Origin of the sequence: Arenimonas daejeonensis, from assembly GCF_007993735.1 — a bacterium.
Classification (GTDB): domain Bacteria; phylum Pseudomonadota; class Gammaproteobacteria; order Xanthomonadales; family Xanthomonadaceae; genus Arenimonas; species Arenimonas daejeonensis.
Genome location: NZ_CP042453.1, coordinates 1,102,970 through 1,129,157, shown reverse-complemented (window position 1 = coordinate 1,129,157; position 26,188 = coordinate 1,102,970). Strand labels below are relative to the sequence as shown.

Annotated in this window: 28 protein-coding genes and 3 pseudogenes; 13 read left to right on the top strand and 18 right to left on the bottom strand. The window is 68.8% G+C overall.

Features of this window, described 5'->3' with window-relative positions; translation table 11 throughout:
• Positions 1 to 72 precede the first annotated feature (72 nt).
• Both FRZ33_RS05375 and FRZ33_RS05370 read left to right on the top strand, forming a co-directional pair.
• Positions 73 to 642 (top strand): energy transducer TonB, encoded by a 570-nt coding sequence (locus tag FRZ33_RS05375; RefSeq protein WP_146908168.1) that lies wholly within the window; start codon positions 73 to 75, stop codon positions 640 to 642.
• Positions 643 to 718: 76 nt separating this feature from the next.
• The gene (locus FRZ33_RS05370) at positions 719 to 1,459 is read left to right on the top strand and encodes a MipA/OmpV family protein (protein ID WP_158637092.1); all 741 of its coding nucleotides are present in this window, start codon (positions 719 to 721) and stop codon (positions 1,457 to 1,459) included.
• Positions 1,460 to 1,478: 19 nt separating this feature from the next.
• On the opposite strand, the gene FRZ33_RS05365 is transcribed toward FRZ33_RS05370, so the two are convergent.
• The 3 genes from FRZ33_RS05365 to FRZ33_RS05360 form a co-directional block, all read right to left on the bottom strand.
• Positions 1,479 to 2,804 (bottom strand): acyl-CoA dehydrogenase family protein, encoded by a 1,326-nt coding sequence (locus FRZ33_RS05365; RefSeq protein ID WP_227978148.1) that lies wholly within the window; start codon positions 2,802 to 2,804, stop codon positions 1,479 to 1,481.
• Positions 2,786 to 3,280, bottom strand: a complete 495-nt coding sequence (locus FRZ33_RS16055; protein ID WP_227978146.1) for an acyl-CoA dehydrogenase family protein — start codon at positions 3,278 to 3,280, stop codon at positions 2,786 to 2,788. Before FRZ33_RS16055 ends, FRZ33_RS05365 begins: the two co-directional genes overlap by 19 nt.
• A 71-nt stretch (positions 3,281 to 3,351) precedes the next feature.
• The gene (locus FRZ33_RS05360; protein WP_146908165.1) at positions 3,352 to 4,089 is read right to left on the bottom strand and encodes an HAD family hydrolase; all 738 of its coding nucleotides are present in this window, start codon (positions 4,087 to 4,089) and stop codon (positions 3,352 to 3,354) included.
• Positions 4,090 to 4,179: 90 nt separating this feature from the next.
• On the opposite strand from FRZ33_RS05360, the pseudogene FRZ33_RS05355 reads away from it, so the two are divergent.
• Positions 4,180 to 4,846: pseudogene (locus FRZ33_RS05355) on the top strand (YceH family protein).
• On the opposite strand, the gene FRZ33_RS05350 reads toward FRZ33_RS05355, so the two are convergent.
• Together FRZ33_RS05350 and FRZ33_RS05345 are read right to left on the bottom strand one after the other, a co-directional pair.
• Positions 4,843 to 5,439 (bottom strand): hypothetical protein, encoded by a 597-nt coding sequence (locus FRZ33_RS05350; protein ID WP_146908163.1) that lies wholly within the window; start codon positions 5,437 to 5,439, stop codon positions 4,843 to 4,845. The pseudogene FRZ33_RS05355 and the gene FRZ33_RS05350 overlap by 4 nt on opposite strands.
• Before the next feature lie 59 nt (positions 5,440 to 5,498).
• The gene (locus FRZ33_RS05345) at positions 5,499 to 6,377 is read right to left on the bottom strand and encodes a DMT family transporter (protein WP_265468756.1); all 879 of its coding nucleotides are present in this window, start codon (positions 6,375 to 6,377) and stop codon (positions 5,499 to 5,501) included.
• Between the two features lie 376 nt (positions 6,378 to 6,753).
• On the opposite strand from FRZ33_RS05345, the gene FRZ33_RS05340 reads away from it, so the two are divergent.
• The gene (locus tag FRZ33_RS05340) at positions 6,754 to 7,740 is read left to right on the top strand and encodes a LysR substrate-binding domain-containing protein (RefSeq protein WP_146908161.1); all 987 of its coding nucleotides are present in this window, start codon (positions 6,754 to 6,756) and stop codon (positions 7,738 to 7,740) included.
• Positions 7,741 to 7,772: 32 nt separating this feature from the next.
• On the opposite strand, the gene FRZ33_RS05335 is transcribed toward FRZ33_RS05340, so the two are convergent.
• From FRZ33_RS05335 to FRZ33_RS05300, 8 genes are all read right to left on the bottom strand, one after another.
• The gene (locus FRZ33_RS05335) at positions 7,773 to 8,162 is read right to left on the bottom strand and encodes a hypothetical protein (protein ID WP_146908159.1); all 390 of its coding nucleotides are present in this window, start codon (positions 8,160 to 8,162) and stop codon (positions 7,773 to 7,775) included.
• A 93-nt stretch (positions 8,163 to 8,255) separates the two neighbouring features.
• Entirely contained in the window at positions 8,256 to 8,750 is a 495-nt protein-coding gene (locus FRZ33_RS05330) for a DUF4124 domain-containing protein (protein WP_146908157.1), read from the bottom strand.
• Positions 8,751 to 8,832: 82 nt separating this feature from the next.
• Positions 8,833 to 9,330, bottom strand: a complete 498-nt coding sequence (locus FRZ33_RS05325) for a hypothetical protein (RefSeq protein WP_146908155.1) — start codon at positions 9,328 to 9,330, stop codon at positions 8,833 to 8,835.
• A gap of 117 nt (positions 9,331 to 9,447) precedes the next feature.
• A complete protein-coding gene (locus tag FRZ33_RS05320) occupies positions 9,448 to 10,185 on the bottom strand; it encodes a hypothetical protein (RefSeq protein WP_146908153.1) in 738 nt (245 codons plus the stop codon).
• A gap of 114 nt (positions 10,186 to 10,299) precedes the next feature.
• Positions 10,300 to 10,521 carry a DUF1289 domain-containing protein gene (locus FRZ33_RS17600; protein ID WP_146908152.1) on the bottom strand — a complete coding sequence of 74 codons (222 nt, stop codon included), beginning with the start codon at positions 10,519 to 10,521 and terminating at the stop codon, positions 10,300 to 10,302.
• On the bottom strand, positions 10,518 to 11,198 hold the full coding sequence (locus tag FRZ33_RS05310) for a GNAT family N-acetyltransferase (RefSeq protein WP_146908150.1): 681 nt from the start codon (positions 11,196 to 11,198) through the stop codon (positions 10,518 to 10,520). The genes FRZ33_RS17600 and FRZ33_RS05310 overlap by 4 nt, the downstream gene beginning before the upstream one ends.
• A 122-nt stretch (positions 11,199 to 11,320) precedes the next feature.
• On the bottom strand, positions 11,321 to 11,593 hold the full coding sequence (locus tag FRZ33_RS05305) for a putative signal transducing protein (protein WP_146908148.1): 273 nt from the start codon (positions 11,591 to 11,593) through the stop codon (positions 11,321 to 11,323).
• Between the two features lie 183 nt (positions 11,594 to 11,776).
• Positions 11,777 to 12,508, bottom strand: coding sequence for a DUF4124 domain-containing protein (locus tag FRZ33_RS05300; protein ID WP_146908146.1), 732 nt, complete (start codon positions 12,506 to 12,508; stop codon positions 11,777 to 11,779).
• Between the two features lie 195 nt (positions 12,509 to 12,703).
• On the opposite strand from FRZ33_RS05300, the gene FRZ33_RS05295 reads away from it, so the two are divergent.
• The gene (locus tag FRZ33_RS05295) at positions 12,704 to 13,138 is read left to right on the top strand and encodes an Sbal_3080 family lipoprotein (RefSeq protein WP_146908144.1); all 435 of its coding nucleotides are present in this window, start codon (positions 12,704 to 12,706) and stop codon (positions 13,136 to 13,138) included.
• Positions 13,139 to 13,214: 76 nt separating this feature from the next.
• Here FRZ33_RS05295 and FRZ33_RS05290 read toward each other — a convergent pair whose 3' ends face one another.
• From FRZ33_RS05290 to FRZ33_RS05270, 5 genes and pseudogenes are all read right to left on the bottom strand, one after another.
• Positions 13,215 to 13,517 (bottom strand): SEL1-like repeat protein, encoded by a 303-nt coding sequence (locus FRZ33_RS05290; RefSeq protein WP_146910583.1) that lies wholly within the window; start codon positions 13,515 to 13,517, stop codon positions 13,215 to 13,217.
• The gene (locus FRZ33_RS05285) at positions 13,517 to 14,485 is read right to left on the bottom strand and encodes a tetratricopeptide repeat protein (RefSeq protein WP_146908142.1); all 969 of its coding nucleotides are present in this window, start codon (positions 14,483 to 14,485) and stop codon (positions 13,517 to 13,519) included. The genes FRZ33_RS05290 and FRZ33_RS05285 overlap by 1 nt, the downstream gene beginning before the upstream one ends.
• Positions 14,486 to 14,562: 77 nt before the next feature.
• Entirely contained in the window at positions 14,563 to 15,345 is a 783-nt protein-coding gene (locus FRZ33_RS05280; protein WP_146908140.1) for a TSCPD domain-containing protein, read from the bottom strand.
• Between the two features lie 101 nt (positions 15,346 to 15,446).
• On the bottom strand, positions 15,447 to 16,031 hold the full coding sequence (locus tag FRZ33_RS05275) for a hypothetical protein (protein ID WP_146908138.1): 585 nt from the start codon (positions 16,029 to 16,031) through the stop codon (positions 15,447 to 15,449).
• An 87-nt stretch (positions 16,032 to 16,118) separates the two neighbouring features.
• Positions 16,119 to 18,269, bottom strand: a pseudogene (locus tag FRZ33_RS05270) (adenosylcobalamin-dependent ribonucleoside-diphosphate reductase).
• A 499-nt stretch (positions 18,270 to 18,768) separates the two neighbouring features.
• Here FRZ33_RS05270 and FRZ33_RS05265 point away from each other — a divergent pair.
• The 8 genes and pseudogenes from FRZ33_RS05265 (at position 18,769) to FRZ33_RS05230 (ending at position 26,176) form a co-directional block, all read left to right on the top strand.
• Positions 18,769 to 20,226, top strand: a complete 1,458-nt coding sequence (locus FRZ33_RS05265) for a Do family serine endopeptidase (protein ID WP_146908136.1) — start codon at positions 18,769 to 18,771, stop codon at positions 20,224 to 20,226.
• 56 nt (positions 20,227 to 20,282) lie between these two features.
• Complete coding sequence (locus FRZ33_RS05260; protein WP_227978145.1) at positions 20,283 to 20,597, top strand: ElaB/YgaM/YqjD family protein; 315 nt, start codon at positions 20,283 to 20,285, stop codon at positions 20,595 to 20,597.
• A gap of 7 nt (positions 20,598 to 20,604) precedes the next feature.
• Positions 20,605 to 20,835 (top strand): hypothetical protein, encoded by a 231-nt coding sequence (locus FRZ33_RS05255; RefSeq protein WP_146908134.1) that lies wholly within the window; start codon positions 20,605 to 20,607, stop codon positions 20,833 to 20,835.
• Between the two features lie 225 nt (positions 20,836 to 21,060).
• Positions 21,061 to 21,510 (top strand): hypothetical protein, encoded by a 450-nt coding sequence (locus FRZ33_RS05250; RefSeq protein WP_146908132.1) that lies wholly within the window; start codon positions 21,061 to 21,063, stop codon positions 21,508 to 21,510.
• A gap of 129 nt (positions 21,511 to 21,639) precedes the next feature.
• Positions 21,640 to 22,665, top strand: coding sequence for an AI-2E family transporter (locus FRZ33_RS05245; protein ID WP_146908130.1), 1,026 nt, complete (start codon positions 21,640 to 21,642; stop codon positions 22,663 to 22,665).
• Between the two features lie 41 nt (positions 22,666 to 22,706).
• On the top strand, positions 22,707 to 23,414 hold the full coding sequence (locus tag FRZ33_RS05240; RefSeq protein WP_227978144.1) for an HAD family hydrolase: 708 nt from the start codon (positions 22,707 to 22,709) through the stop codon (positions 23,412 to 23,414).
• A 107-nt stretch (positions 23,415 to 23,521) separates the two neighbouring features.
• A pseudogene (locus tag FRZ33_RS05235) lies at positions 23,522 to 24,804 on the top strand (leucyl aminopeptidase family protein).
• 133 nt (positions 24,805 to 24,937) lie between these two features.
• Positions 24,938 to 26,176, top strand: coding sequence for an efflux RND transporter periplasmic adaptor subunit (locus tag FRZ33_RS05230; RefSeq protein ID WP_146908126.1), 1,239 nt, complete (start codon positions 24,938 to 24,940; stop codon positions 26,174 to 26,176).
• The last annotated feature ends 12 nt before the right edge of the window (positions 26,177 to 26,188 follow it).

The window sequence follows — 26,188 nt, the reverse complement described above, 5'->3', positions numbered from 1 at the left end:
CCACCCATCCGTATTCGCCGGAGTCGACGCCAAGCGCATCGCCGGCACCAGCCTGGCCATCAGCCTGCACCTATGGTGGTGCTGGGCCTGCTGCTGGTGCCGACCCGCTGGACGCCGCCGGAACGCCCTGCGCCGATGCAGGTGGTCGTGCCCGAAGTGGTCCGGCCGGAACTGCTGCCGCCGATAACACCCCCGCCCGATCCGATCCCGGAGATCAGGCCGCGCCAGCCCAGCCCGACACCCACCCAGCAGATCGCGCAGACGCCGGTCACCGAATCCGCGCCGGTCATCGACACCGGCACCGAAGTCGCCCTGCCCTCGGACCTGGGCGAACCGGTGGACAGTTTCGACCCGGGCCCGCCGGCGCTGGCGACCCTCGCCTACGACGTGCACCCGGCCCCGCGCTACCCGCGCCCGTCCCTGCGCGCCATGCACGAAGGCACGGTGACGCTGCGCGTGCTGGTGGACGAACAGGGCCGGCCGCAGGAAGTGCTGATCGAAAGCAGCAGCGGCCACCGCGCGCTGGACAAGGCCGCGCGCGACCAGGTGCTGGCGAAGTGGCGCTTCCACCCGGCCACCGCGCCCGACGGCCGCCCGATCGCCGCCTGGGCCCTGGTGCCGATCGACTTCAGCCTGCCCTGATCCGGGCCGCAGGCCGGCAATCACACCGGTTCGACGGGATGCCCGCACAATGGGCCTCCCCGAACCGGTTCCCGCCATGCGACTCATGCTGCTGTTGATGATGCTGCTTGCCGCCCCGCTCGTGCAGGCACAGGACCCGCCGCCACGCTGGACCCTGGGCGTGCTGGCCGCCAATCGCGATGCGCCCTACGTGGGCCTGGACGAAGGCCTGCTGTTCGCGCCCCTAGTCCGCTTCGAGGGCGAACGGTTCCACATCCGCGGCCTGCGCGCCGGTGGCAATCTCTACGAAAACGGCGGTTTCGCCATCGACAGCTTTTTCCAGGTCCGGCTCGACGGCTACAAGGCCAAGGACTCGCCCTTCCTGGCGGGCATGGACGACCGGGACTTTTCCCTCGACGGCGGGTTCGCGGCCAAGTGGTCCCGTGAAAAGGTCGGCCAGTTCGACCTTGCGGTGACCACCGACCTGCTCGGGCGCAGCTATGGCGAGGAAGTGCAGCTGTCGTATTCGGCGCTGTTCAGGCGTTTCGGCTGGACCTTCGTGCCCTCGTTGACGCTGCAGTGGCAGGACGAGGACCTGATCGACTATTACTTCGGTGTGCGCGACGACGAGGCCCTGCCGGGTCGTGCGGCCTACCGTCCGGGTTCGGCGATGACGCCGCAGTTCCTGCTGCTGGCCACGCACCCGGTCGGCAAGCGCTGGAGCGTGTTCACCTACCTGGGCTACAGCTGGTTTCCGTCGGAAATCACCGACAGCCCGATCGTGGACCAGGACAGCCGCGCGACGGTGATGCTGGGGCTGGGCTACTCGCCGGACTGAGCCGGGGCCGGTCCGCGGCTCACAGCCATTCCGGACGGGTGTCGAGCGCGCAGCGGTCCAGCGCCGCCAGCAGCGCGGCGTCGTGTTCGACCGTCGGCAGTTCATGCACGAAGAACCAGCGGCAGGCAGCGAGTTTGCCGGCGATGAAATCACGCTCCACGTCGTTGCGCGGCGTGATCCGCAGCGCGGCCTGCGCCTGTTTCAGCCAGGTCCAGGCCACCGTGAGGTGGCCGACCAGTTTGAGATATCGCGGTGCGTTCGCGAGTGCGACGCGCAGTTCGCCACCGGCCATCGCGCCACCGAGCCCCGCGGTGGTGCGCGCGGCCAGCGCGGCGAAATGCGCCAGCGCGGCGGCGTGTTCGGCCAGCTCCGTTTCCCGGCCGGCTTCGGCCGCCGTGGCGGCGATCTCATGCAGCAACAACTTGAACGCGGCGCCGTTGTCCATCAGCGCCTTGCGGCCGAGCAGGTCCAGCGCCTGGATGCCGTTGGCGCCTTCGTGGATCGGGTTCAGTCGATTGTCGCGCCAGTACTGTTCGACCGGGTATTCGCGCGTGTAGCCGTAGCCGCCCAGCACCTGGATGGCGAGGTCGTTGGCCTTCACGCACCATTCGGCCGACCAGGCCTTGAGCACGGGCGTCAGCAGTTCCAGCAAGCGGTTGGCGTCCCGGCGTCTGCCCTCGTCCGGGTCCTGCGCCTGCGCGTCCACCAGGGTCGCCGCGTACATCGCCAAGCCCAGTGCGCCTTCGACGTACGCCTTCTGCTGCAGCAGCATACGGCGCACGTCGGCGTGTTCGACCAGCGGCACCGGCGGGCTGGCCGGGTCCTTCTGGTCGGGATGCCGGCCCTGCCGGCGTTCGCGCGCGTAGTCGCGCGAATGGCGGTAACCGGCCACGCCCAGCATCACCGCGCCGACGCCGACGCCGATGCGCGCTTCATTCATCATGTGGAACATCTGCGCCAGGCCCCGGTGCGGGGCGCCAACCAGCTCGGCATGGCAGTCGCCGTTCTCGCCGAACTTCAGGAAGGTATTGACGATGCCGCGCTGGCCCAGCTTGTGGTTCACGCCCGCGAGTTGCACGTCATTGCGCGCGCCCAGGCTGCCGTCGTCGTTGACGCGGTATTTCGGCACGATGAACAGGCTGATGCCCTTCACGCCCGGCGGCGCGTCCGGCAGCCGTGCCAGCACCAGGTGCACGATGTTCTCGGCCAGATCGTGTTCGCCGCCGCTGATCCACATCTTGGCGCCGGTGAGGCGGTAGCTGCCATCAGCCGCGGGTTCGGCGCGCGTACCGATGTCGCCCAGCGAAGAACCCGCCTGCGGTTCACTCAGGCACATCGTGCCCATAAACGGCCCTGCAGGATCGGCGTGCGGTAACGCGCGCACTGTTCCGGCGTGGCGTGCGCCTGCAGCAGGTTGGCGACGCCGCGCGCCAGCAGCGCGTAACCGGCGGTGGAAACGTTCGCCGCGACGAACATCGCGTCGCAGGCCAGCGCGATCGTGTACGGCAGCTGCAGGCCGCCTTCGTCCTCGTCGGCCAGCAGGGCCGGGAAACCGGCGTCGGCATAGGCGTCCAACGCAGCCTTCACGTCCGGGATGATCTCGACCCGGCCGTCCACGAAACGTGGCTCGCACACGTCGGAGGCGCGGTTGTGGTTGGCGAACCTGGCCAGCGCCAGCGCCTGCGCGGCGTCCATGGCGGCGTCGAAGGTGTCGCGCGAATGGCCGGCGAAACGCGGGTGGCGACACAGGCCGGCGGCGTCCTGCACGGCGTAAAGCAGGAACTCGAGGTCGCGGCGGTCGAACGGAGCGGTATCGGACATGGCGGGCCTCGCGGGGACCGGTCGAGCTTATCAAGCGACCGGCGGCCGATGCCGGCGGATCGTCCGCCGCGTCAGGCGCGGCCTTCGACCAGGGCGGTGGCGCGCGCCTGCAGCGCGGCCAGCGCCTTGGGAATGCCCGACGGTTCGTCCACGGTGGCCACGCGCGCGCCATGCTCCGGGCCGAGGCCATTTTCGGCCTCGTGCGCCCAGGTCACGTGGTAGGGCATATGCACGCCCCAGCCGCCCAGGCGCACCACCGGTTCGATGTCCGAACGCAGCGAGTTGCCGACCATGGCGAAGGCCGAGGGCTCGACGCCGAATTCTCCCAGCACCCGCGCGTAGGCGTGCGCGTCCTTTTCCGACACGATCTCGATGCGCCGGAACAGGTCGGCCAGGCCCGAGGCCGCCACCTTCAATTCCTGGTGGAACAGGTCGCCCTTGGTGATGAGCACCACCGGGTAATGGTGCGCCACCGCCGTCACCGCTTCGCGGATGCCGGGCAGCAGTTCGACCGGGTGCGCCATCACCTGCTTGCCCAGTTCGACGATGCGGTGCATGTCGGTCGAGGTGATGCGGCCCTCGGTCACGGCGAACGCGGCCTCGAGCATGGACAGGGTCATGCCCTTGGCGCCGTAACCGAACAGTTTGATGTTGCGGCGCTCGGTCTCTAGCAGGCGCTCGTGCAGGCGGGCATCCGCCAGGTCGGCGTGGCGGCCGACGATGCGTTCGAATTCGGCGTGCGCGGACTGGTAATAGCCCTCGCTGTGCCAAAGGGTATCGTCGCCGTCGAAACCGATGAGCTGGATCATGTCGTGACGCGGTAGGGCCGGGGGTGCGGCATCCTAACCTCTTTCACGGCGCGCACGCAGCGCGTCGAGAACGGGCTGGCTTGGGGCATCATGCCGGCCAGGCCAAGGACAAATCGCGATGACTTCCCCGACAACGACACTCCCGCCCCGCTCACCGCCGTCGAGGCACGCATCCTCGGCAGCCTGGCCGAGAAGGAAGCGGCCACGCCCGAGGCCTATCCCCACCGCCAACGCCGTGCAGCTGGCCTGCAACCAGAAGAACAACCGCGATCCGGTCCTGGAGCTGGAGGCCGGCGAAGTCGGCCACGCGCTGCGCGAGCTCGAATCGCGCGGTCTGGTGCACTCGGTGCACGGTGCGCGTGCGCAGCGTTACGAACATCGGCTGTCCGCCGGCTATTCGCTCACCCGGCAGCAGCAGGCCCTGGTCGGCGTGCTGCTGCTGCGCGGCGCACAGACCGCCGCCGAACTGATGACCCGCTGCGAACGACTGGGCGGCCCGCGCGACCTGGACGACACCCGCCAGCAGCTGGAGCGCCTGATCCAGCGTGGCCTGGCAGTCAATCTCGGCCGCGGTGCCGGCCAGCGCGAAGACCGTTACATGCACCTGTTGTGCGGGCCGGTATCGGCCGAACTGCTGGCCGTCAGCACGCGGCCCGCCAGCCCCGCACGCAGCTCGCTGGAAGCGCGCGTGGAGGCGCTGGAGGCCGAAGTCACCGAACTGCGCGACCGCCTGGAAAAACTGCTCGGCAACCGCTAGTCGCCGTGGCCGACCGGCTGGTCCAGGCCCGGGTCGGTGCCACCGATGATCACGCTGCCGATGCGCATCCTGTAGATGGCATCGTGCGGCCGGCCGAACACTTCCTGGGTCAGCTCGGCCAGCGCCGGACCGGCGCCGCCTTCCAGCCAGTAGCGGCCGCAGGGTTCGCCGAACGCACCCGATTGCGTCAGTCGCGAGCGGCCCAGGCCCTGGCCGGTGATGCGCTGGGAATCCACGCCGCTGGCGAAGATGGCGCGCAATTGGGTTTCCGGCGACACCCGCACATGCCAGGCGGTGGCGTCGGGCGCTGTCAGCAACAGGGCCACCGGGCCGGGCACGCGCACGTCCACGCGCCGGATCGACTCGCGGCCGGGCTCGGCGTCCGGTGGCGGCGGGCCGCCGTCCACCACGAACAGACGGCCGGGCACGGGCACGCCGACGTCCGGGATACGGCAGCGGCTCCAGTCCACGCGGTCGGCATCGGCCTCGGCGACGGGCACCTCCACCGTCGGGGCGGGGGCGGGCGGCGCCTCGCCGCAACCGCCCAGCAGGGCGAGCGTGGCGACGGCGGGCATCAGGGTCTGCAGCTTCATTCGCGGATCCGGGAAACGGGCTCCCCGGAAGCATAGCCCGACCGCGGGGCCGGGCGGTTTCAGGGATGTTCGGCCTCGGCATGCACCCGTTCGCGGCGGATCAGGTACAGGCCGCTGGCGACGATGATGCCGGCGCCGGCGAAGGTCCAGCCGTCCGGCAGCGCCTGCCAGATCAGCCAGTCCAGGCCCAGGCCCCAGGCCAGCGCGCTGTATTCGAACGGCGCCACCACGGACGCCTCGCCGGAACGGAAGGCTTCGGTGATCGCCACCTGGCCCAGGAAGCCGGCCAGCCCCACGCCGGCGATCACCCAGGCATCGGCCCACAGCAGCGGCACCCACTGCGGCCAGGCCAGTGCGCCGGCACCGACGCCGGTCATCAGCAGCATCCAGAACACCATGCTCTGGCTGCTGTCGGTCCGGTGCAGCACGCGCACCGTGATCGCCGACAGCGCGTAGCCGGCTGCCGCCAGCAGCACCGCCAGGCCGGCCCAGGTGAACACACCCTCGCCGGTCGGCCGCAGCACCACCAATACACCGAGCATGCCCACGGCGATCGCCGTCCAGCGCCGCGGCCCGACCTTTTCGCCCAGCAGCGGCACCGACAGCGCGGTGATCAGCAACGGTGCGACGAAAAACAGCGCGTAGGCGCTCGACAGCGGCATGCGGCTGAGCGCATAGGCGAAGGTCGCCAACATCAGGATGGCCAGGACCCCGCGCAGCAGGTGCAGCGGCCAGCGCACGCGCAACAGACTGGCGGCAGCGCCCGTGGCCAGCACCCACAGCAGCACCAGCGGCAGTGACGACAGGCCGCGGATGGCCGCGACCTGCATCGGCGGGTAATGCCCGGAAAGATGTTTCATGCCGCCGTCCATCAGCGAAAACAGGCCGACGGCCAGTAGCATCGCGACGATGCCGCGCAGGTTGTTGGGGGTGGTCATCGCGGCATTGTGCGTGATGGCCGTCGGCGCCGGCAGGGTGGGAACGGCCATGTCCCTAGCGGATCGACTGGCAGGCACGGCAGGCACCTTCCGACGGCGCGGGGAGACCATGGTCCTGGCCACCGCTTCGTGCGCCGACTCCCAGCTTTCGCGCAGGCTGCGGGCATTGGCTGTGCGGTTGCCGTAACTGGTCGTGTAACCGTCGTCCATGTGCGGGTCGGTGAAATGGCCGTGCAGGAACATCAGGTTCTTGTAGATGTTCATCGTTTCCTCCGGGGCCGCATTGGCGGCGTGACTTGATGGAAATGCAAGATAGGGCGATGCTTCTCCCCGTAGTAGCGACATGTTTGCAATCCAGACTTGAGGAATTTTCAACATGAGCCGCCTGCCCCTGCAACCGCTACAGGGTTTCCTGGCCGCCGCCCGCGCCGGCAATCTTTCGCGCGCGGCCGATACGCTCAGCCTCACCGTCAGCGCGCTCAGCCACCAGATCCGCGCCCTGGAAGAACGGCTGCAGCAGCGCCTGTTCGACCGTGGCCCGCGGGGCATCCGCCTGACCGCCGATGGCCAACGCCTGTTCGACGCGGTGTCGGAACCGTTCGATGCGCTTGAACACGCGCTGCGTCCCGGCAGTTCGCGTCGTGACGACGTGCTGACCCTCAGCCTCATTCCGTCCATGGCTTCAAGCTGGCTGGTGCCGCGGCTGCCGTCGTTCCTGGCGGCGCACCCGCAACTGGAGATCAACCTGCAGTCGAGCGTCGCGCTGGTGGACTTCGAACGCGACTCCACCGTCGATGCCGCGCTGCGATACGGCCCCGGCCATTGGCCCGGGCTGACCGCGGTGCACCTGTTCGACGACTGGATCGCGCCGCTCGCCAGCCCGGCGCTCGTCGCCGAACACGGCGGCCGGCAGCCGCAGGACCTGTCGCGTTACCCGCTGCTGGAAGACGACGCCGGCCGCTGGCCGGACTGGTTCGCACGTTTCGGCGGAGCGGCGCCGAAGCGCTTCGTGGCCCGCCTGGACGACGCCGAATCGCTGCACCGCGCGGCAGTCACCGGCATGGGCGTGGCCATGGGCCGCATGACCCTGGCGCGGCCGCTGATCGACGCCGGCCTGCTGGTCGTGCTCAGCCCCCAGCGCATGAAGTCGGATTACGCGCACTACCTGGTGCATCCCGCGCGCTCGAACGACCACGCCGGCCTGCTGGCCTTCCGCGAATGGCTGCTCGGCCAGGCGCGCGCCTACGCGAAGTTGCTGACGCCACCGGACGAGCGGACGTCACCCGCAGGAAAAACGAAAGCGGCGGCAAGACGCGCGAAGCCGGCGCCCGCCGCCCCTGCCCGCAAACCGAAACGCCGCTGATGCCCGCTCCGGGGGCAACGGCCATCGGACGCTCAGCGGGCGCAGGCACGCGCCACCGAGGCATCGAGTTCGGAGCGCTGGCGGAAGTCCAGCCGGCTCCATTCCCGGTCGCGCCTGAGATCGGCGGCGCGGCGCGCCTTGGCGCAACGGGTGGCCTGCGGATCGCGTGACGGTGGGCGGGCGCGCGCCGCCTTGGTCCGTGCCGGCGCGGGCGTCGTCGGCGCAGGTGCGGCCGTCGTCCGCGCCGCAGGCCGCGGCGGCGAGGCTTCAGGCAGAACATCGCGCACCCACAGGGTGCGTGCGCCAGCCGGACAGGCTTCGGACTGGTAGCTGAGCTGGCCGCCGGCAGCCAGGCATTTGTGCAACTCGGCCGCCACCGACAGGCTCGGCAGCAAGGACAACGACAACAGCAGGCGGATCATCGGCGGTCCTCCGGTCGGGAGGACCATTGCAGCGCAAGGCGCGAACACGCGATGCCGGAGAACACCCCCGCAGGCGCGAGGAAAACCGCTCCGTCAGAGCGAGGTCGCTTCGTCCGCCACCGGCGCATCCGGATCGCGGCACTGCTCGATCACCCACTCGCGCAGCCGGCGCTGCTGGAAGTCACTGAGTTGGAGCCAGGGTTTGGCGGCGGCCGCATCGGCGAAATCATGCGCCAGCGTGCATTCGCTCTTGCGCTCCGGCCGCAGGCCGGCGGCCTCGTCGGCCAAGCGTTGCGCCTCCGCCTCGCGTTTGGCCTCTTCGGCCAGCCGGAGGGCTTCCGCCTCGCGTGCCTGTTCGGCGGCGCGCTGCGCCTCGGCCTCGGCCAGCGCGACGCGCGCAGCCAGCTGTTCGGGCGTCGGCCCGGGATCGGGCGTGGCGTCGCGCTTCCAGACCTGGGTACTGCCCTTCGGACAAGGGCTGGACTGGATGCTGACCGCACCCGCCGCATCGGTGCACTTGTACAGCGCCTCGGCGCGGACCGCCGGCGCGGCCAGCACGAGGGCCAGGAACAGGAATCCGATCTTCATGCCGCGCCTCCGGTTTCGAAGCCACAGCCTAACGCGTCCGGCACGGCACCGCCCCGATCGTGCGGGGCGGTGCCGCCTTCATTCAGTGCGCGTAGGGAATGCGCGCCGCCAGTTCGACCTTGATCAGGGCGCGCAGCTTGGATTCGAGCTGCAGGTAACGCACCGCCTTGACCACCGGCACATGGCCCTTGAGCTTGCCGTAGGTGTGCTCCATCAGCGCGGCTTCGTCCTTCTCGATGTCCAGGGCCTCGGTGGCGACGGCGGCGATGGCCTTGTCGTCGGTGGCCGCGGCGTTCCAGACATCGGCATAGGCTTCGATGTTCGCCAGGCGCCGTTCGTTGAGCTTGGTCAGGGCGGCCTGGTGCGCGTCGTACACCGGCCAGAAGGCCTTGCCCTCGGCTTCGGTGAGGGCCAGCTGCTGCTGCACGAATTCGCGTTTCTTCGGGGCCACTTCGGCATTGAGGGCCTGCAGGGCCGCGACCGGGTCGGGGGCGGCCTGGCTGTCGGCGTTCACGCTCTGCGCGAAGGCCGGACCGGCGATCAAGGCCACCAGCAATCCCAGGCTTGCAATGGATTTCATCAGCTCAGCTCCTGTGGGTCGGGAAAAGTCCCGTCCGGCATGACACCACAGGGCCTGCGGGGGCGACATTGGCCCCAAGGGCCATACCGCCCCGGGGCCATGCGCTTGTATCGAGGCTCAGAACCGGAAGGCGTAGGCGACCACCGGGCCGGACAGGTCGATTTCCATCGACTGCCCGGGCGTCGGCAGGTCGGCCTGCAGGTAGCGGTAACCGAACAGCCAGGCGCCGTGCGTCATCGAAAAACTGAACATGGCGCTGGCACCGAAGCTGCCGTCGGATTCGCCCCAGGACCCGTCGCCGCGCAGGGTCATGCCCCAGCGTTCCGACAGGGAGGCGTGGTAACGCGCACCCAGCAGGAAGTCGGCATAGGACCGGTCTTCGCCGAAGCTGACCGCGGAGAAGATCGGATTGGTCGGAGTGATGCTCGCGTCGAAATCAACGTCGAAATAGCGCAGGCCACCGAACAGTTCCAGGCCCTTGTAACGCTCGGGCTCGACGTTCCACACGCCGGCCACTTCGAACACGGTGGCGTCGATGCCCGAATCGGTCGCGAAGGCGGGGCGCGAACGCTGCTCGCCCACCGAGAAGAAGGTCACGTCACCGAACACACCGAAACGGTCGCCCTGCCCTTCGGCGTGCAGCATGAAGGCGCCGTCGACTTCGCTGACGATGTCCGGAAAGCGGTTCTCGTCTCCGAACGCCGGCAGATCGCGGTAGAAGTCCACGCTCACCGTCGGGAACCAGAGGTACGGGGCGACCTGCCAGTCCCAGCCGTCGTCGGCCGCCGCCTCCAGCGGAAGCGCCAGTGCGAGGGCCAGCGCGGCCAGTGCGATTCGCGGGCTGTGTTTCGGCATCGTCTTCTCCGATCGGTGGATGGAAGCGGAATGGCCGGGCCCTGCCGTCCTGCACAGGGCGACCCTGTAGCGCGTGGAGGCTACTTTGACCACATCCCGGTGACGGCGCCAGTACTACCGCGTTCCAGCCGCCGGGCCCCGGCCCCGGGCGTCCTGCCGGGCCGCGGCCGCGGCCAGGATTCCACGCCGCTCCTCGTCTCCAGCCTCATGCCAGCGCAGGATCTCCTGCAGGTGCCGGCCACAGCCCAGGCAGACATCACGTTCGTCCAGGCAACAGCGGCGGGTGCAGGGCGAAGGCACCGCCGGGCGCTCGGGTGCGGGCGGGCCGGCGTTCATCCCTGGCGGGCCAGCGACCAGAAGGCGATGCCGGTGCGGGTGCGGTAGCCGTTGTTCTCGTACATCGACAGCGCGCGGGTGTTCTGCCGGCTCACGTGCAGGAAGGGCGTCAGCCCCTGCGCCAGGATGTCGTTCGACAGCCAGGCCATCAGCCGGCGTGCGTAACCGCGGCCGAGGAAGTCCGGGTGCGTGCAGACCGCGCTGATCTCGCGCCAGCCGGGCGGACCCATGCGCTCGCCGATGATCGCCGCCAGCCGGTCGTCGACGTACATGCCGAAGTAACGGCCCAGCTTCATCGTGTGCGGGCGGAAATAGTGCGGATACACCAGGGCGGTGAGTGCCAGCACATCGGCGCGATGGGGTTCGCCCAGTTCGATGAACCCGGGGCCATCCACTTCGGGCAGCGGCGCCTCGCAGACCATCTGCGCGAGGTCGCCCAATGGCTGCAGCGTCCAGCCGGGCGGCTGCGGCGGCACGGCGCCGAGCAGCAGCACGGTGTCGCCGGGTGGAACCAGGGTGTCGATCGCCGGCGCCAGCGCAACGTGCGGGCCGGGCACGCCGAGGAAGGGCGCGATGTCGGCGGGATAACGCAGCACCTCGCCTTGCGCGAGCGCTAGCCCGCGATGGCGGTGGGCCAGGGACTGCCAGATCGGGTTGTCGAGCGGATGGTCGGACATGCGATCGGACGTCGGGCCTGGAGCGCGGGTTTCAACCCGCCAGCGCGTCGAGGATACGCCCTGCCATGTCTGCCGGCTCGGCGCGCAGCAGCGTCGGGTTCACCTGTTGAACAGCCGCGAACTCAGGCGTCGTCGTCCAGCAGCACGCTGTCGACCCCAAGGTCCAGGTCGTCGCCATCTAGTTCGGGACCGGTCTGCCAGTCTTGGATCATGGCGCGCGCGAGGTCGGCTTCGTCGTCCTCGACGACCACGCGGATCTGGCCACTGTCGGGCACCTCGGGAATCGCCCCGGCCACGTTGCGGCCGAACACGTGCGCGGTGATGCCGGCCCCCAGCAACAGGTCCTGGACTAGCTGCGCGTCGAGCGTGCTTTCGGCGGTGTAGATCGGAGTCATGCCAGCCCCTGTTGGCGCGCCGCCCGGAACGGCGGTCTGCTGTCTTTGGGGACATTAACCGGCCTTCGGCAGGTCAAAACTGTGAACTGGTTCACATAAAAGACCGGTTCCGGGCGCGTGGTGGTGGTGGGCTGACGAGCGGAAGCAGCGCCGGAAATGACACCGCGGGACCGCCCTTCTGCCTCAGCCGCAGGCTTCGCGGATAAGGTCGCCGTGGCGGCGCAGTCCGTCGTGGGTGACGTATTGCAGTGGCTGGCGACGGTAGGCGGCATCGGCATCGCGGGCGGCCTGGCAGGCCGCCGATGTGCCGGGGTCCGGCATGGAATATTGAACGCCATTCGAGCGCGCGTCAGTCTCGTAGGCCGCCTGCTGTTCGGCCGCGCGCCGCGCCCGCGCCTGGCGTTCGAGCTGAGCGCGGCTGGGCGGCGCCTCGGGCGTCGCGTCGCGCACCCAGGCCTGGGTGGTGCCGGCCGCGCAGGGCCGCGACTGGAAGATGGACTGCCCCTGGGCGTCCACGCATTTGTACAGCGCGGCCGACGCCGGCGACGGGTTGTAGCTGCGCGGCGGCTGATAGGCCGGAGGCGGTGCGGGCCGCGGAGTCGAAACCGTACGCGTCGGCTTGCGTGGCTCAGGCGGCAGCGGCCGGCTGCTGATGAAGGCCACGTAGGCCGCGCACACCATGATGGCAATCGCGCCCACCGTGCCGAGCACGCTGCCGTAAGGCACCTCGGCCTGCTGCAGGCGCCCACGCGGATCGCGCCTCACACTGGGCGTCGAGAAGAAAGCGTAACCGCCCATCAGGGCCGCGATCAGCAGGAACAGGAAGGCGATGGAGCCATGTCCCCAGTTCACCAGCACCACGGCCACGATCAGGTCGACGAAAGCGACCGTGAGTAGAAACCAGAACTTCGCCATGCCCGCCCCCTGCGGTGGTACCTGTCGAACCGGTAAACGCCGGGGTGGATTGTTTCAGGACGGGCGCGAGAAAAACCGCGCCTCGTCCCCGGCTTTCAGAACCAGCTCACAGTTCCGGACATTCCACCAGGCGCCGACAGGACATTCCCTTACAAACAAAGTAGCTTCAACGCCGACCAATACTTCTGGACTCCCATGCGGAACACGCCCGTCGCTCTGATCGCCAGCGCGATCTTTCTCTCCGGTTGCACCAGCGTGCAGGTCAGCCAGGTCGACAAGAGCCAACACGAGATCAACCACGTCTGCATCGAGCGCAACCCGAAAGTTGCTGTCTCCGACTTTCTCACCGTGACGGAGCAAGGCTTCATGCGGCACGGCATCGCTACTTCCGTGCACGACCTGCCGCTTCCCGCCAGTTGTGAATACGTCCTCAATTACACGGCAGAACGAGGTTGGGACCTGAAGCCCTATCTCGACTACGCGGAGCTCCGGCTGTCGCGAAACGGGTCGACCATCGGCACCGCCAACTACCGGCATAGCGGCGGGTTTGCGCTCAATAAGTGGGCTGGTACCGAGGCAAAAATAAACCCGGTAATCGACCAGCTTTTGACCGGAAAGGCGCCGGAGTAACCAGCGCGCTCTTTGAGCGGGCAGGAAGAACCTTGAATTTCTGAACCTGACCCCGCTGTCGCGCCGAGCGCAGCGGTCAGTCAGGCTGTTGGCGCTGCGCCTTCCAGCGATCGAGCTGGGCCGCGGCTTCTTTTTTTTCCGCTTCATCCAGCTGCTTCTCAATTACCGCGAGGAGTTTCGGCTCTGGTGCGTTGCCAAGCTCGACGCCCTGCGAATAGAGCACCCAGGCGCGTACAGGGTCGCTGTCCATGCCCTCGCCGTTGAGCGCCATCACCGCGAGTCCACGAAAGGCGTGGGAAACGCCTGCATCGGCTGCCTGTAGGTAGTAGTCCGCCGCCTTGCTCGCATCCTGTTCGACACCAGATCCGGTCGCGTACATCACCGCCAGGCTGACGAGGGCATCGCCGCTGCCGGCGTCCGCGGCGCGGCGCGGCGGAAGTACTCCACCGCACGAACGGGGTCCTTTGCACGACCTTCGCCATCCACATGGGCCATTCCCAACCGCCACAATGCGTACCCGTCTCCGTGCGACCCAGCTGACTCGTACCACTTCAGCGCTTCATCGATGTCACGCTCCACGCCGACACCCTTCTCCAGGGCTTTGCCGAAATCACGCTCGGCATCGCGCACTCCGCCCTCGGCGGCACGGCGTATGAAATCGACGCCTTTTGCCAAGTCCTCGTCGAGCCCGCATTCGCCTCTCACTGTGGCCAGCCCTAGGTAATACAGCGAAAATGCACCCGCACCCTCGACAGTCGCGAAATCGACGAACATCCGGCATGCGCGCTCACGATCGCGCGGCAGCCATGGGCGCCCCTCGTAGAGCATCGTCGCGAGGCTGACGCGGGCGCCGATGTCGCCGGCGGCGACAGCGCGATTCAGGTACTCCATCGCTTTCGGCATGTCGACTGCCCGGCCATAGCCGTTGCCGTGGGTCATGTACAACAGGTTCATCGCGCCGCCATGGCCGTTGCCGGCGGCGCGCTCGGCAAGCTGCTCAACCTCCGCGAGGTCGACGCTGGCAAACTCCGACTCGTGAAGTCCATTCATCCGGGCTGCGAACAGGGCGTATGCGCGCGTGTAATCCACGTCCGGATCGCCAAGATCGGCCCATGGCTGCAGCACGGCATCGATTTCGCTGAAGCGACCCGCTGTTTCCAGTTCGCCCGCACGGTCGAGCGCATCGACCAGTGCAGGACTTTTGGCATTCACAGCGTCTGACCCGATCTCCCCGGTCACGCCGGTCTGCGCGGGGCCTTGCGCCAAGCCATCGGCAACGGGCGCCGAGGCGAGGACCATCACCAAAAACAGTGCGGCGCACTTGGCCGGAGTGGTATCGGGTGTCATCGCAGGTCCCGGGATACGAAAAAAAAACGGGCCCCTTCACGGGGCCCGGCAGTCGGCGCGATAAGCAGGAATAGGCCTCAGCCGCACTTGCTGTAGCCGCAATTCAGGCAAGTGGCACACCCATCCATAATGACGGTGGCCTTGGTGTTGCACTTGAAGCACATGGTCGCGCTGGGCGGGAAAGAGGCGCCCTCGCCGGTGACCTGCACCGCCTCGTCGGCGCTGGCGCCGTCGGTGCCGGGACCTGCGGGGGCGCCGCTCAGGCCGTCAGACTTTTTTTTTGCGCGGTTCTCGTAGGCGGCGCGCTTGTCGGCGATCAGCTGCTTCTGGGCTTCGCTGAGCTCGGGGTCGATGATCATGCCGATCGACTTGAGGTGTTCCTCGACCACGGAACCGATCTCGGCCACGATCGACGGCATGTAGACGCCGCCGGCCTTGAAGTAGCCGCCGCGCGGGTCGAACACCGCCTTCATCTCGTCCACCAGGAAGGTGACGTCGCCGCCCTTGCGGAACACGGCGCTCATGATGCGGGTCAGGGCCACGATCCACTGGAAGTGGTCCATGTTCTTGGAGTTGATGAACACCTCGAACGGACGGCGCAGCTCGTGCTCCGTGCCCGGGTTGAGCACGATGTCGTTGATGGTCACGTACATCGCGTGTTCGACCAGCGGCGACTTGATCTTGTAGGTGGAACCGATCAGCACTTCGGGGCGCTCGACCTTCTCGTGCATCTGGATGATGTTCGAGGCCGGCTCGAGTTCGACCACGGGCGCGGCGACGGGCGCGGCAGCCTCCTTGGCCTTGTCCTCGGGCTTCTGCACGCTGTAACCCTTGATTTTCTTGCTGATCTTGATGGCCATCTGGTTCTTTTCGCTTATGTGTTCGGTGGATGGTTCGCCCGGAGCCCCCCGCCGCACAGCGGCGGGGGGACGGGGTACGACAATCGGGACAGCCTCAGGCTTTAGCGCTTCCTGGCAACCTTTCGGGCCGTCTTCTTGCGGGCCGCCGGTTTCTTGGCGACCTTTCTTGCGACCTTCCTGGCCACAATCTTCTTCTTCACGGCCGCCTTGCGCACGGCCTTCTTCACGGCTTTCTTCGCGCCCTTCCTGGTCGCGACCTTCTTCTTCACGGCCTTCTTGACGGCGCGCTTGGCCACGGCCTTCTTCACCGCCGCCTTGCGCACGGCCTTCTTGGCGGTGCGCTTGGCGGCGACCTTCTTGGCCGCGGCCTTCTTCTTCGGAGCCGCCTTCTTCTTCGGCGCCGCCTTCTTGCCGCCGCCGACCTTGTCCTTGACCGCCTTCACCGCCGCGGCCGCCGTCTTCTTGGCGCCGGTCACGGCCTTCTTCACGGCCTTGCCGGTGTCGGAGTTCTCGGCCTTCTTGATCTGGGCCTTGGCCTTCTTGATCACCGGGGCGGCGGCCTTCTTGGTCGCCGTCACCGCCTTGCCTGCCTGGTCGGCGATGGCGCTGCCGATTTCCGAGGCCTTTTCACTGACGCTGTCGGCGGCACTGGAAATGGCCGCCGTCACACCGTTGCCGTTGCTCATACCGCTCTCCTCGTCGATGAAACCGCGGCGATCGGCCGCGGGCCTAATCTAGCGCGATCCCGCGCGGCTTGCGCGCGGGGCCGGGCATCAGAACTTGCCGTAGTAGCCTTCCTTCAGGGCGTCGAACAGGTTGGCGGCGCTGTGCAGCTCGCCGTCGTATTCGATCTCTTCGTTGCCCTTCACTTCCACCACGCTGCCGTCCTCGAGTTCGAAGCGGTAGGTGGTGTTTTCCAGGTCGGCTTCCTTCACCAGCACGCCCCGAAGGCGGCCGGGTTGAAGCGGAAGGTGGTGCAACCCTTCAGGCCCTGCTTGTGGGCGTACATGTAGATGTCCTTGAAGTCCTCGTACGGGTAGTCCGTCGGGACGTTCGCGGTCTTGGAGATCGAGCTGTCCACCCACTTCTGGCTGGCGGCCTGGATGTCCACGTGCGCCTTGGGGGTGATGTCGTCGGCCGACACGAAGTACTCCGGCAGGCGGGTCTTCTCGTCGGTGCTGAACGGCATGGCCTCGGCGTTCACCAGGGTGCGGTAGGCCAGCAGCTCGTAGCTGAACACCTCGACCTTTTCCTTGGACTTCTTGCCTTCGCGGATGACGTTGCGGCTGTAGTGGTGCGCGAACGAGGGCTCGATGCCGTTGGACGCGTTGTTGGCCAGGCTCAGGGAAATCGTGCCGGTCGGCGCGATCGAGCTGTGGTGGGTGAAGCGGGCGCCGGTTTCCGACAGCTCCTTCACCAGCTCCGGCGCCACGCCGGCCACGCGCTGCATGTAGCGTGAGTACTGGGCGTGCAGCTGGCGGCCCTTGATGATCTGGCCGACCTTCCAGCCGTCCTTCTTCATCTCCGGGCGCTTGCGCAGCATCTCGGCGGTGACGGTGAAGTCCTCGTCCATGATCGGCGCCGGGCCCTTTTCCTTGGCCAGGCTCAGGCCCATCTCCCAACCGGCGACGGCCATCTCGCGGCTCACCTGTTCGGTGAAGGCGATGGAATCCTTCTCGCCGTACTTCATCTTCAGCATGGTCACGGTGCTGCCCAGGCCCAGGGAAGCCCATGCCGTGGCGGCGCTTGCGCATGATCTCGTTGCGCTGCTGTTCCAGCGGCAGGCCGTTCACCTCGACCACGTTGTCGAGCATGCGGGTGAACACGCGCACCACTTCCTTGTATTCCTCCCAGTCGAAGCGCGCCTTGTCGGTGAAGGGATCGCGCACGAACTTGGTCAGGTTCACCGAACCCAGCAGGCAGGCGCCGTAGGGCGGCAGCGGCTGCTCGCCGCAGGGGTTGGTGGCGCGGATGTTCTCGCACCACCAGTTGTTGTTCATCTCGTTGACGCGGTCGATCAGGATGAAACCCGGCTCGGCGAAGTCGTAGGTGGACGCCATGATGCGGTTCCACAGCTGCTGGGCGCGGATGTGGCCGTAGATCTTGCAGGCCACCATGCCGTCTTCGCGGGTCACGTAGTTGTTGGTGTGCGGCCAGTCGCGCCAGACCACCTGCTTCGGGTCGCTGGTGTCCACTTCGCCGGCTTCCTTGATGTTCACCGGGAACACCAGCGGCCAGTCCTTGTCCTTTTCCACCGCCTGCATGAACTCGTCGGTGACCAGCAGCGAGAGGTTGAACTGGCGCAGGCGCCCGTCCTCGCGCTTGGCGCCGATGAATTCCTTCACGTCCGGGTGCGACACGTCGAAGGTGCCCATCTGGGCGCCGCGGCGGCCGCCGGCCGACGAGACGGTGAAGCACATCTTGTCGTAGATATCCATGAAGCTCAGCGGGCCGCTGGTGTAGGCGCCGGCGCCCGAGACGTAGGCGCCGCGCGGGCGCAGCGTGCTGAACTCGTAGCCGATGCCGCAGCCGGCCTTCAGGGTCAGGCCCGCTTCGTGCACCTTGCCCAGGATGTCGTCCATCGAGTCGGTGATGATTCCCGACACGGTGCAGTTGATGGTGCTGGTGGCCGGCTTGTGCTCGAGCGCACCGGCATTGGAGGTGATGCGGCCGGCGGGGATGGCACCGCGGCGCAGGGCCCAGAGGAAACGCTCGTACCAGTACTTCTGCTTTTCGCTGCTCGGCTCGGCCTCGGCCAGGGCCTTGGCCACGCGCTGGTAGGTGTGGTCGATGGTCGCGTCGACCGGCTCGCCCTTCTTGGTCTTGAGGCGGTACTTCTTGTCCCAGATGTCCTGGGACGCCGGCTGCATCTCGATATCCTGCGCCGCGTTGTGTTTGACCGCCTCCAGGCGAACCGTGCTCATAAGTCCTTTCTTCCTCCCGGGGCACCCCTCGGAAGGGCGCCTTTTTGTGAATTCTTATCGGGTCGTGCCGGCCGGGAATCCGGGGAAGCGACGCCCGCCCGCGGGGCCTGGCCCCTGGGTTTCTGTGCTGTCCTGTCCGATTCCCGCATGCCGTCTCGCCGTCGCGTCGTGCAAGCTCCGACCCCAAGACTTGGGGCCGCCCCGCTGCCCGACACAAGATGTAGTGGCAGCGGAAGGCAAAACTACCCCTCGACGGGGGGCTGTCAACAACCCGAAATGTGACGAAAACGCAGCGGCTTCAAGATGTTCCACGGCACTCCCAGACTTGGCCTGAAACCCCCGGCCGCTACGTTGGCGGCTCAACCCGGCCGTGGAACCAGACCGTCATCACGGTTCCCGGGGGCCTGGACGGGCCGGACCGGCCCTTGTCCAGCCCCGGTTCGGGTCCCATCTGCTATCCCGTCCGTCCTGCTGATGGCCTGAGCCCGGAGTCCGTTCCATGCGTCTTCTGACCGCCGCCACCGCCCTCCTGATCGCCGGCCTGGCCGGCGCCGGCGCCCACCACTGGCTCAGCCAGCCCGCCGTGCCCCGGCCGGCCGAAACCCCGACCCGGGCCCGGGTCGCGCTCGACGGCGCCGCCGACCTGGCCCTGCCCCGCGCCGCCCAGGCCGCCCTGCCGGCCGGCATGAGCGGCGCGCCGGTGCCCTCGCTGGCGCCGATGCTGCAGAACGTGACCCCGGCCGTGGTCAACGTCTATTCCCGCCAGGTCGTGCGGATGCGCAATCCGCTGGCCGAATTCTTCGGCATGCCCGGCGGCATGCCGCAGGAACGCATGCAGCAGTCGCTGGGTTCGGGCGTGATCGTGGACGCCGAACGCGGCCTGGTGCTGACCAACTACCACGTGATCGAGAACGCCGACGGCGTGTCCGTGACCCTGGCCGACGGCCGGACCTTCGAGGCCGAGCTGGTCGGTGCCGATCCCGATACCGACGTGGCCGTGATCCGCATTCCCGCCGAGGACCTGAGCGCGCTGAACCTGGCCGATTCGACCCAGCTGCGCGTGGGCGACTTCGTGGTGGCCGTGGGCAACCCCTTCGGCCTGGGCCAGACCGTCACCAGCGGCATCGTCTCCGCCGTGGGCCGCAGCGGCCTGCAGGGACTGGGCTACCAGAACTTCATCCAGACCGATGCCTCGATCAACCCGGGCAATTCCGGTGGCGCGCTGGTGAACCTGCGCGGCGAGCTGGTGGGCATCAACACCGCCAGCTTCAATCCTCGCGGCAGCAACGCCGGCAACATCGGCCTGGGTTTCGCCATTCCCGCCAACCTGGCGCGCGAGGTCATGCGCCAGCTGATGGCCTACGGCGAGGTGCGCCGCGGTTCGCTGGGCCTGGACGGCGAGGAGATCACGCCCTACGTCGCCCGGCAGCTGGAGCTGCCGGCCAACCAGCGCGGCGCCCTGGTGGCGCGGGTCTACCGCGGCTCGCCGGCCGAAAGCGCCGGCGTGCGCCCGGGCGACATCGTGGTGGCCGCCAACGGCGAGCGCATCGACAGCGCCCAGGCGCTGCGCAATCTCGAAGGCCTGCTGCCGGTGGACCAACAAGTGCGCCTGGACCTGCTGCGCGACGGCCAGAAGGTGAGCGTGTCCGCCACCCTCAAAGCCCAAGCCAAGGAAGTGGACGGCGGCGACATCGACCCGCGCCTGGCCGGTGCCACCCTGACCGAACTGCCGGAGCGTTTCCGCCAGCAGGGCCTGATCGGCGTGATCGCCAGCAAGGTCGAACCCGGCAGCCGCGCCGCGCGCAACGGCCTGCGCGCCGGCGACCGCATCGGCCAGGTCAACCGCCGCAACGTGACCGACCTGCCGGCGTTCCGAAGCGTCCTGGCCAGCGAGCCGCGCGACCTGGTGCTCAGCGTCGCCCGCGGCCGCCGCTTCGGGTATCTGGTGATGGAATGAACCGGCGCCGCGGCGCCGGTGTAAGGTGACGTACTGGATCGCAGAGGAGCCCCGCCATGTCCCGCCCGATGCCCGAGCCCACCCCGCCGCTGGATGCGGTGCCCGACCTGGACCACCTCGAATCGGCCAAGGAAAGCCTGGGCGAGGCCCGCGACGCCCTGAAGTCCGGCGTGGCCGACGCGATGGGCGCCAGCACCGCCGCCGCGCGCGAAGCCAAGGCCGAACTGGACGAAAAACTGCAGGGCCTGCTCGACCAGGGCAAGGGCATGCTGACCCAGGCCGAAGACCTGATCCGCAGCAAGCCGCTGGCCTCGTTCGGCATCGCCTTCGCGGCCGGTTACCTGGTCGCCGCGCTGACTCGTCGCAAGTAAGCCGCCGATGAGCGGCCAGGATCCGGGCCAGGACCCGGACGGCACCCCGAACCCCGATCCCGCCGCCGCGGGCCCGCTGGCCGATGACGCGCGCGCGGTGCTGGACGCCGCCCGCGACACCGCGCGCGCCTACGTCGGCACCTTCGATGCGCTGCGCCAGTTGTTCGCCGCCGAAGTCGGGCTGGCGCGCGACGCCCTGCATTCCAGGCCCTGGTCTACCTGCTGGTGGCCACGGTGATGCTGGGCACCATGTACCTGCTGGTCACCGCGCTGGCGGTGAGCCTGCTGAGTTCGGCCGGCGCGCCCTTGCCGGTGGCGATCGCGATCCGCTGCTGGTCAGCGGCGCCATCGCCTGGTTCGGCGTGGTGCGCGCCCGCGCGGCGCTGCGGCTGGCCGACTTCGAGGCGACCCGGCGCCAGCTCAAGCGGGGCCTGCGCGGCGCGGCCGACCCGGAGTCGGCGCCGTGAGCCTGGCCGAGAAAGAGGCCGCGGTGCGGGCCGCGGAACTGCGCTGCGAAGGCCAGCGCCAGGCGGCGCAGGACGCGCTGGGGCAACTGAAGTCGGAATTCCGGCGCAGCGCCACGCCGGTGCGCATCGTCGTGTCGGGCCTGGCCCTGGGTTTCGCCAGCGGCCTGCGCACGCCCGGCAGCGGGCCGATCGCCAGCCTGGGCGGGCAACTGCTGAGCGGGCCACTGATGTCGCTGGTGATGGAATCGGTGCTGCCGGGCCTGCTGGCGGGCGTCACCGCCGCCGCGGCGACGGCGGAGGAAACGGCGGACGAAACACCCGACGGAACCGTGGCGGAAGCGATGGCCGAGGCCGAAGCGGAAGCGGAAGAAGAGGCGGAAGCAGCCGCGGAACCCGTGCGGAAACCGCGCCGCCGGCGCCGGAAGAAAAACCGTGTCGACGCCTGAGCGCCCGGACCCGGCACAAACCCCTGCCCCTTCGGTCGCCGCCGACCCGGCGCAGATGACCGAAGCGTCCCCGCCACCGCCGACGAACCGTCGCACGCGCCGCTGTCGGGCCACGCCCAGCGCCTGGCAGTGCTGCAGTCGAACTCGCGCCTGCTGTGGGTGCTGGTGCTGGGCGTGGTCCTGTACACCTGCTACTTCGCCTCCAGCCTGATCCTGCCGGTGGTGATGGCGGCATTTTTCGCCATGCTGCTCAGCCCGCTGATCAACCGCGCGCCGCTGCGCTGGCTGCCGCGCGGGCTGGCGGCGCTGCTGCTGGTGGCGGGGCTGCTGGGCAGCCTGGGTGCGGTCGGTGTGTTCGTGTCCAAGCCGGCGGCGGACTGGGCGCGCAAGGTGCCGTTCGCGATGCGCGAGGCGGCGCCGAAGCTCAAGGCCATGATCCAGCCGCTGCGCGAAGCCAGCCGCACCAACGTTTTCGACGACCTTACCGGCGACGGCCCGGCGGGCCCGGACGAAGTGGTGGTGCGGCCGCCACGCGCCGACCTGGTGTCGGCCACGCCGCGGGTGCTGGGCTCGCTGCTGGCGGTGATCCTGCTGACCTTCAGTTTCCTCGTGTACGGCGACGACGTGCTGCGCAAACTGATGGCACTGCGCCGGACCCGGGCGCAGAAACGCCTGACCGCCGACATCGTCCAGCAGATCCAGAGCGACCTGTCGCGCTACATGCTCACCATCACCGCCACCAGCCTGGCCCTGGGCGGCGCCACCGCCGGCCTGCTGTGGTACCTCGGCGTCGAGGACCCGCTGCTGTGGGGCGTGCTGGCCGCGGCGCTCAACCTCACGCCCTTCGTCGGGCCGCTGATCATGGCGCTGCTGCTGGCCCTGGTCGGGCTGTCGGAGTTCGACACCATCGGCACGGCCCTGCTGCCGGCGGCGGGTTTCCTGGTGCTGCACGGCGTCGAGAGCAACGTGCTGACGCCGATGGTGCTGGGCCGGACCATGCGCATCAACCCGCTGGCGATCATCCTGTGGCTGATGCTGTGGGGCTGGCTGTGGGGTGCGATCGGCCTGCTGGTGGCGGTGCCGATGCTGGTCTGCCTGAAGATCGTCGCCAGCCGGGTCGAGGCCTGGCAGGGCTGGTCGCGGCTGCTGGAATGACTCACGGCGGGCTCACCGGCCGACGGAGTATCCTTGCGCCCGTGAACGCACCGCCGCTTGCCCTCAGCCTCGACCTCGACGACACCCTCTGGCCGATCTGGCCACTGATCGAACGCGCCGAACTCGCGCTCGACGCCTTCCTGCGCGAGCACTGCCCGCGCACCGCCCAGCGTTTCCCGGTGCACCGCATGCGCAAGTTGCGCGAGAAAGTGGCGGCTGAGCATCCGGAGTTCGCGCACGACTTCACCCACCAGCGCCGGCTGTCGCTGCAACGCGCACTGGACGAATGCGGCGATGACGCCAGACACGCCGAAGCGGCGTTCGAGACCTTCTACGCCACCCGCAACCAGGTCGAGTTCTACCCCGACGCGCTGGATGCGCTGCAGCGGCTGGCCGCACGCCGGCCGGTGGCGGCACTGACCAATGGCAATGCCGACCTGGCGCGTATCGGCATCCAGGCCCATTTCGTGCATTTCGTCAGCGCCCGCGAACTGGGCGTGGCCAAGCCCGACACGCCGATCTTCCACGCCACCTGCGAACGCCTGGGCCTGGCGCCGGCACAGGTGCTGCACATCGGCGACGATCCGCTGCTGGACGTGGTCGGCGCCCGTCGCGCCGGCATGTCCAGTTGCTGGATCAATCGCCGGAAGGAAAGATGGCCCCTGGGCCTGCCGCGGCCAGACCTTGAATTCGCTACGCTTGCCGGGCTGGCCGACTGGCTGGACCAACACGACACGGAGACCCGATGAGCCTGCCGCCCTGCTTCGCCAGCCCCGAGCCGAACCTGGCGGCCCTGCCGCTGGTGCTGGTGGACCGCGCCGGTTACGGCGCCTGGCGCGACCGGCAATCGGCGGCCGTGCAGGCCTGGCTGGCTGCACATGACTTCTCCGGCCAGTCCGGCGCGCCCCTGCTGGTGCCCGGCGCCGACGGCCAGCCGGCGTATTCCCTGGCCGGTATTTCCGATCCCGGCGACCCGCTGGCGCTGGCGCACCTGCCGTCCATGCTGCCGCCGGGCAATTACCGCCTTTCGCCGGATTCGCCGCTGGCCCTGGACCCGGGCCAGGCGCTGCTGGGCTGGGGCCTCGGTGCCTACCGCTTCGACCGCTACCTCAAACCCGGCCGCGCCCCGGCGCGCCTGGTACTGGAGGACGCCGGCACCGACAACAGCGAGGCCTTCGCGCTGCTCAAGGCCGCCACCCTGGTGCGCGACCTGGTCAATACGCCGACCGAACACATGGGTCCGGCCGAACTCGAAGCCGTGGCCGCGCGCCTGGCCCAGGCCTACGGCGGCCAGTTGAACGTGGTCGCCGGCGAAGACCTGCTGAAGCAGAACTTCCCCGCCATCCACGCCGTCGGCCGCGCCAGCCACCGCGCGCCGCGCCTGATCGAACTGACCTGGGGCGACGAAGCGCACCCGCGCCTGGCCATCGTCGGCAAGGGCGTGTGCTTCGACACCGGCGGCCTGGACATCAAGGCCGCCGATGGCATGCGCAACATGAAGAAAGACATGGGCGGTTCGGCGCACGCGCTGGGCCTGGCCCAGCTGGTGATGGCGCGCAGGCTGCCGGTGCGCCTGCAGCTGCTGGTGCCCGCGGTCGAGAATTCGATCGGCCCGAACGCCTTCCGCCCCGGTGAAGTGCTGGCCACGCGCCTGGGCCTGAGCGTGGAAGTGGACAACACCGACGCCGAGGGCCGGCTGGTGCTGTGCGATGCGCTGGCCTACGCCGCCGAAGCCAAGCCGGCACTGCTGATGGATTTCGCCACGCTCACCGGCGCGGCGCGCATCGCCTGGGCCCGGACCTGCCGGCGCTGTTCGCCAACGACGACAGCCTGGCCGCGGATTACCTCGCCGCCGGCGAACGCACGCGCGATCCGCTGTGGCGCATGCCGCTGTGGCGTCCGTATGCCAGCTACCTCAAGTCCGGCATCGCCGACCTCGCCAACTCCGGCCCGTCGCGCATGGCGGGCTGCATCACCGCCGCCGTGTACCTCGAACGTTTTGTGCCCGAAGGCCAGCGCTGGACGCACGTGGACGTGTACGCCTGGAACGACAGCGACCGCCCCGGCAAACCCGCCGGCGGCGAAGCGCAGGGCCTGCGCGCCGCCTGGGGCCTGCTGAAGGGCCGTTTCGGCGGCTGAGCCCACGCGCGCATGACAAGCGTCAGGCGCGGCGCATGAAATCCGCCACTGACCGCGAAAAGTGTCTTCCGGCACCTTGGGCCCACGCGGTCGGTGGTTACACTGGCCGCCTTCCGGACACAACGCGGATCCCATGACCCATTCGCCCGACCTGCTGCACCAGCTCCGCATCGACCGCAACGCGGCGCCGCCGCCGCGTGCCGGTGGTCGCAGTCCCTGGCTGATCGTCATTCCCGTCGCGGCCGCCGTGATCGCCGCCGCCACCTGGTGGGCGCTGCGCGAAGAACCGCTGCCGGTGAGAACCGCGACCGCGCAGGCCCAGGTCGCCGGCAGCGGCGCGTCGGCGTCCTCTGTGCTCGATGCCTCCGGGTATGTCACGGCGCGCCGTATCGCCACGGTGTCTTCCAAGATCACCGGCAAGGTGATGGAAGTGCTGATCGAAGAAGGCCAGAAGGTGAAGGAGGGCGACGTGCTCGCCCGCCTGGAACCGACCGACGCCGACGCCCAGCGCGACCTGTCCGCCGCCCAGCTGGAGGCCGCGCGCAGCGACGTGACGCGCGCGCAGGCGCAGCTGAAGCTGGCCGAACAGAACCTGGTGCGCACCCGCGACATGGCCGCGCGCAAGCTCGTCGCCACCGCCGCGCTGGACCAGGCCCAGTCCGAACGCGATGCCCTGGCCGCGCAGCTGCAGAGCGCACGCAGCAACCTGCAGGTCGCGGTGGAGACGCTGTCGCTGTCGGACATCGGCGTGGACAACACCATCGTGCGCGCGCCCTTTGATGGCGTGATCACGGTCAAGGCCGCGCAGCCGGGCGAGATCATCTCGCCGATGTCGGCCGGTGGCGGTTTCACCCGCACCGGCATCGGCACCGTGGTGGACATGGACTCGCTGGAGATCCAGGTGGACGTCAACGAGGCCTTCATCGGCCGCGTGAAGCCGAAGCAGAAGGTCGAAGCGGTGCTGAACGCGTATCCGGACTGGCGCATCCCCGCCGAGGTGATCGCGATCGTGCCCACCGCCGACCGCAGCAAGGCCACGGTGAAGGTGCGCATCGCCTTCAAGGAGAAGGACGAACGCGTGGTGCCCGACATGGGCGTGCGCGTGTCCTTCCTCGAGGATGAAAAACCGGCCGTGGCCAATGCTCCGGTCATCACCGGCGTCACCGTGCCCGCCGAGGCGGTGGTGCAGCGCGACGGCAGCACGGTCGCCTTCGTGGTGCGCGACGGCCGCGCCGGGCTGCGCGAGATCGAGGCCGGCGACGCCCGCGACGGCCAGCGCCGCATCACCCGCGGCCTGACGGTCGGCGAACGGGTGGTGCTGTCACCGCCCGAAGAACTCACCGACGGCGGAAAGGTCGCCGCCACGCCCTGATCCACTTCCCCT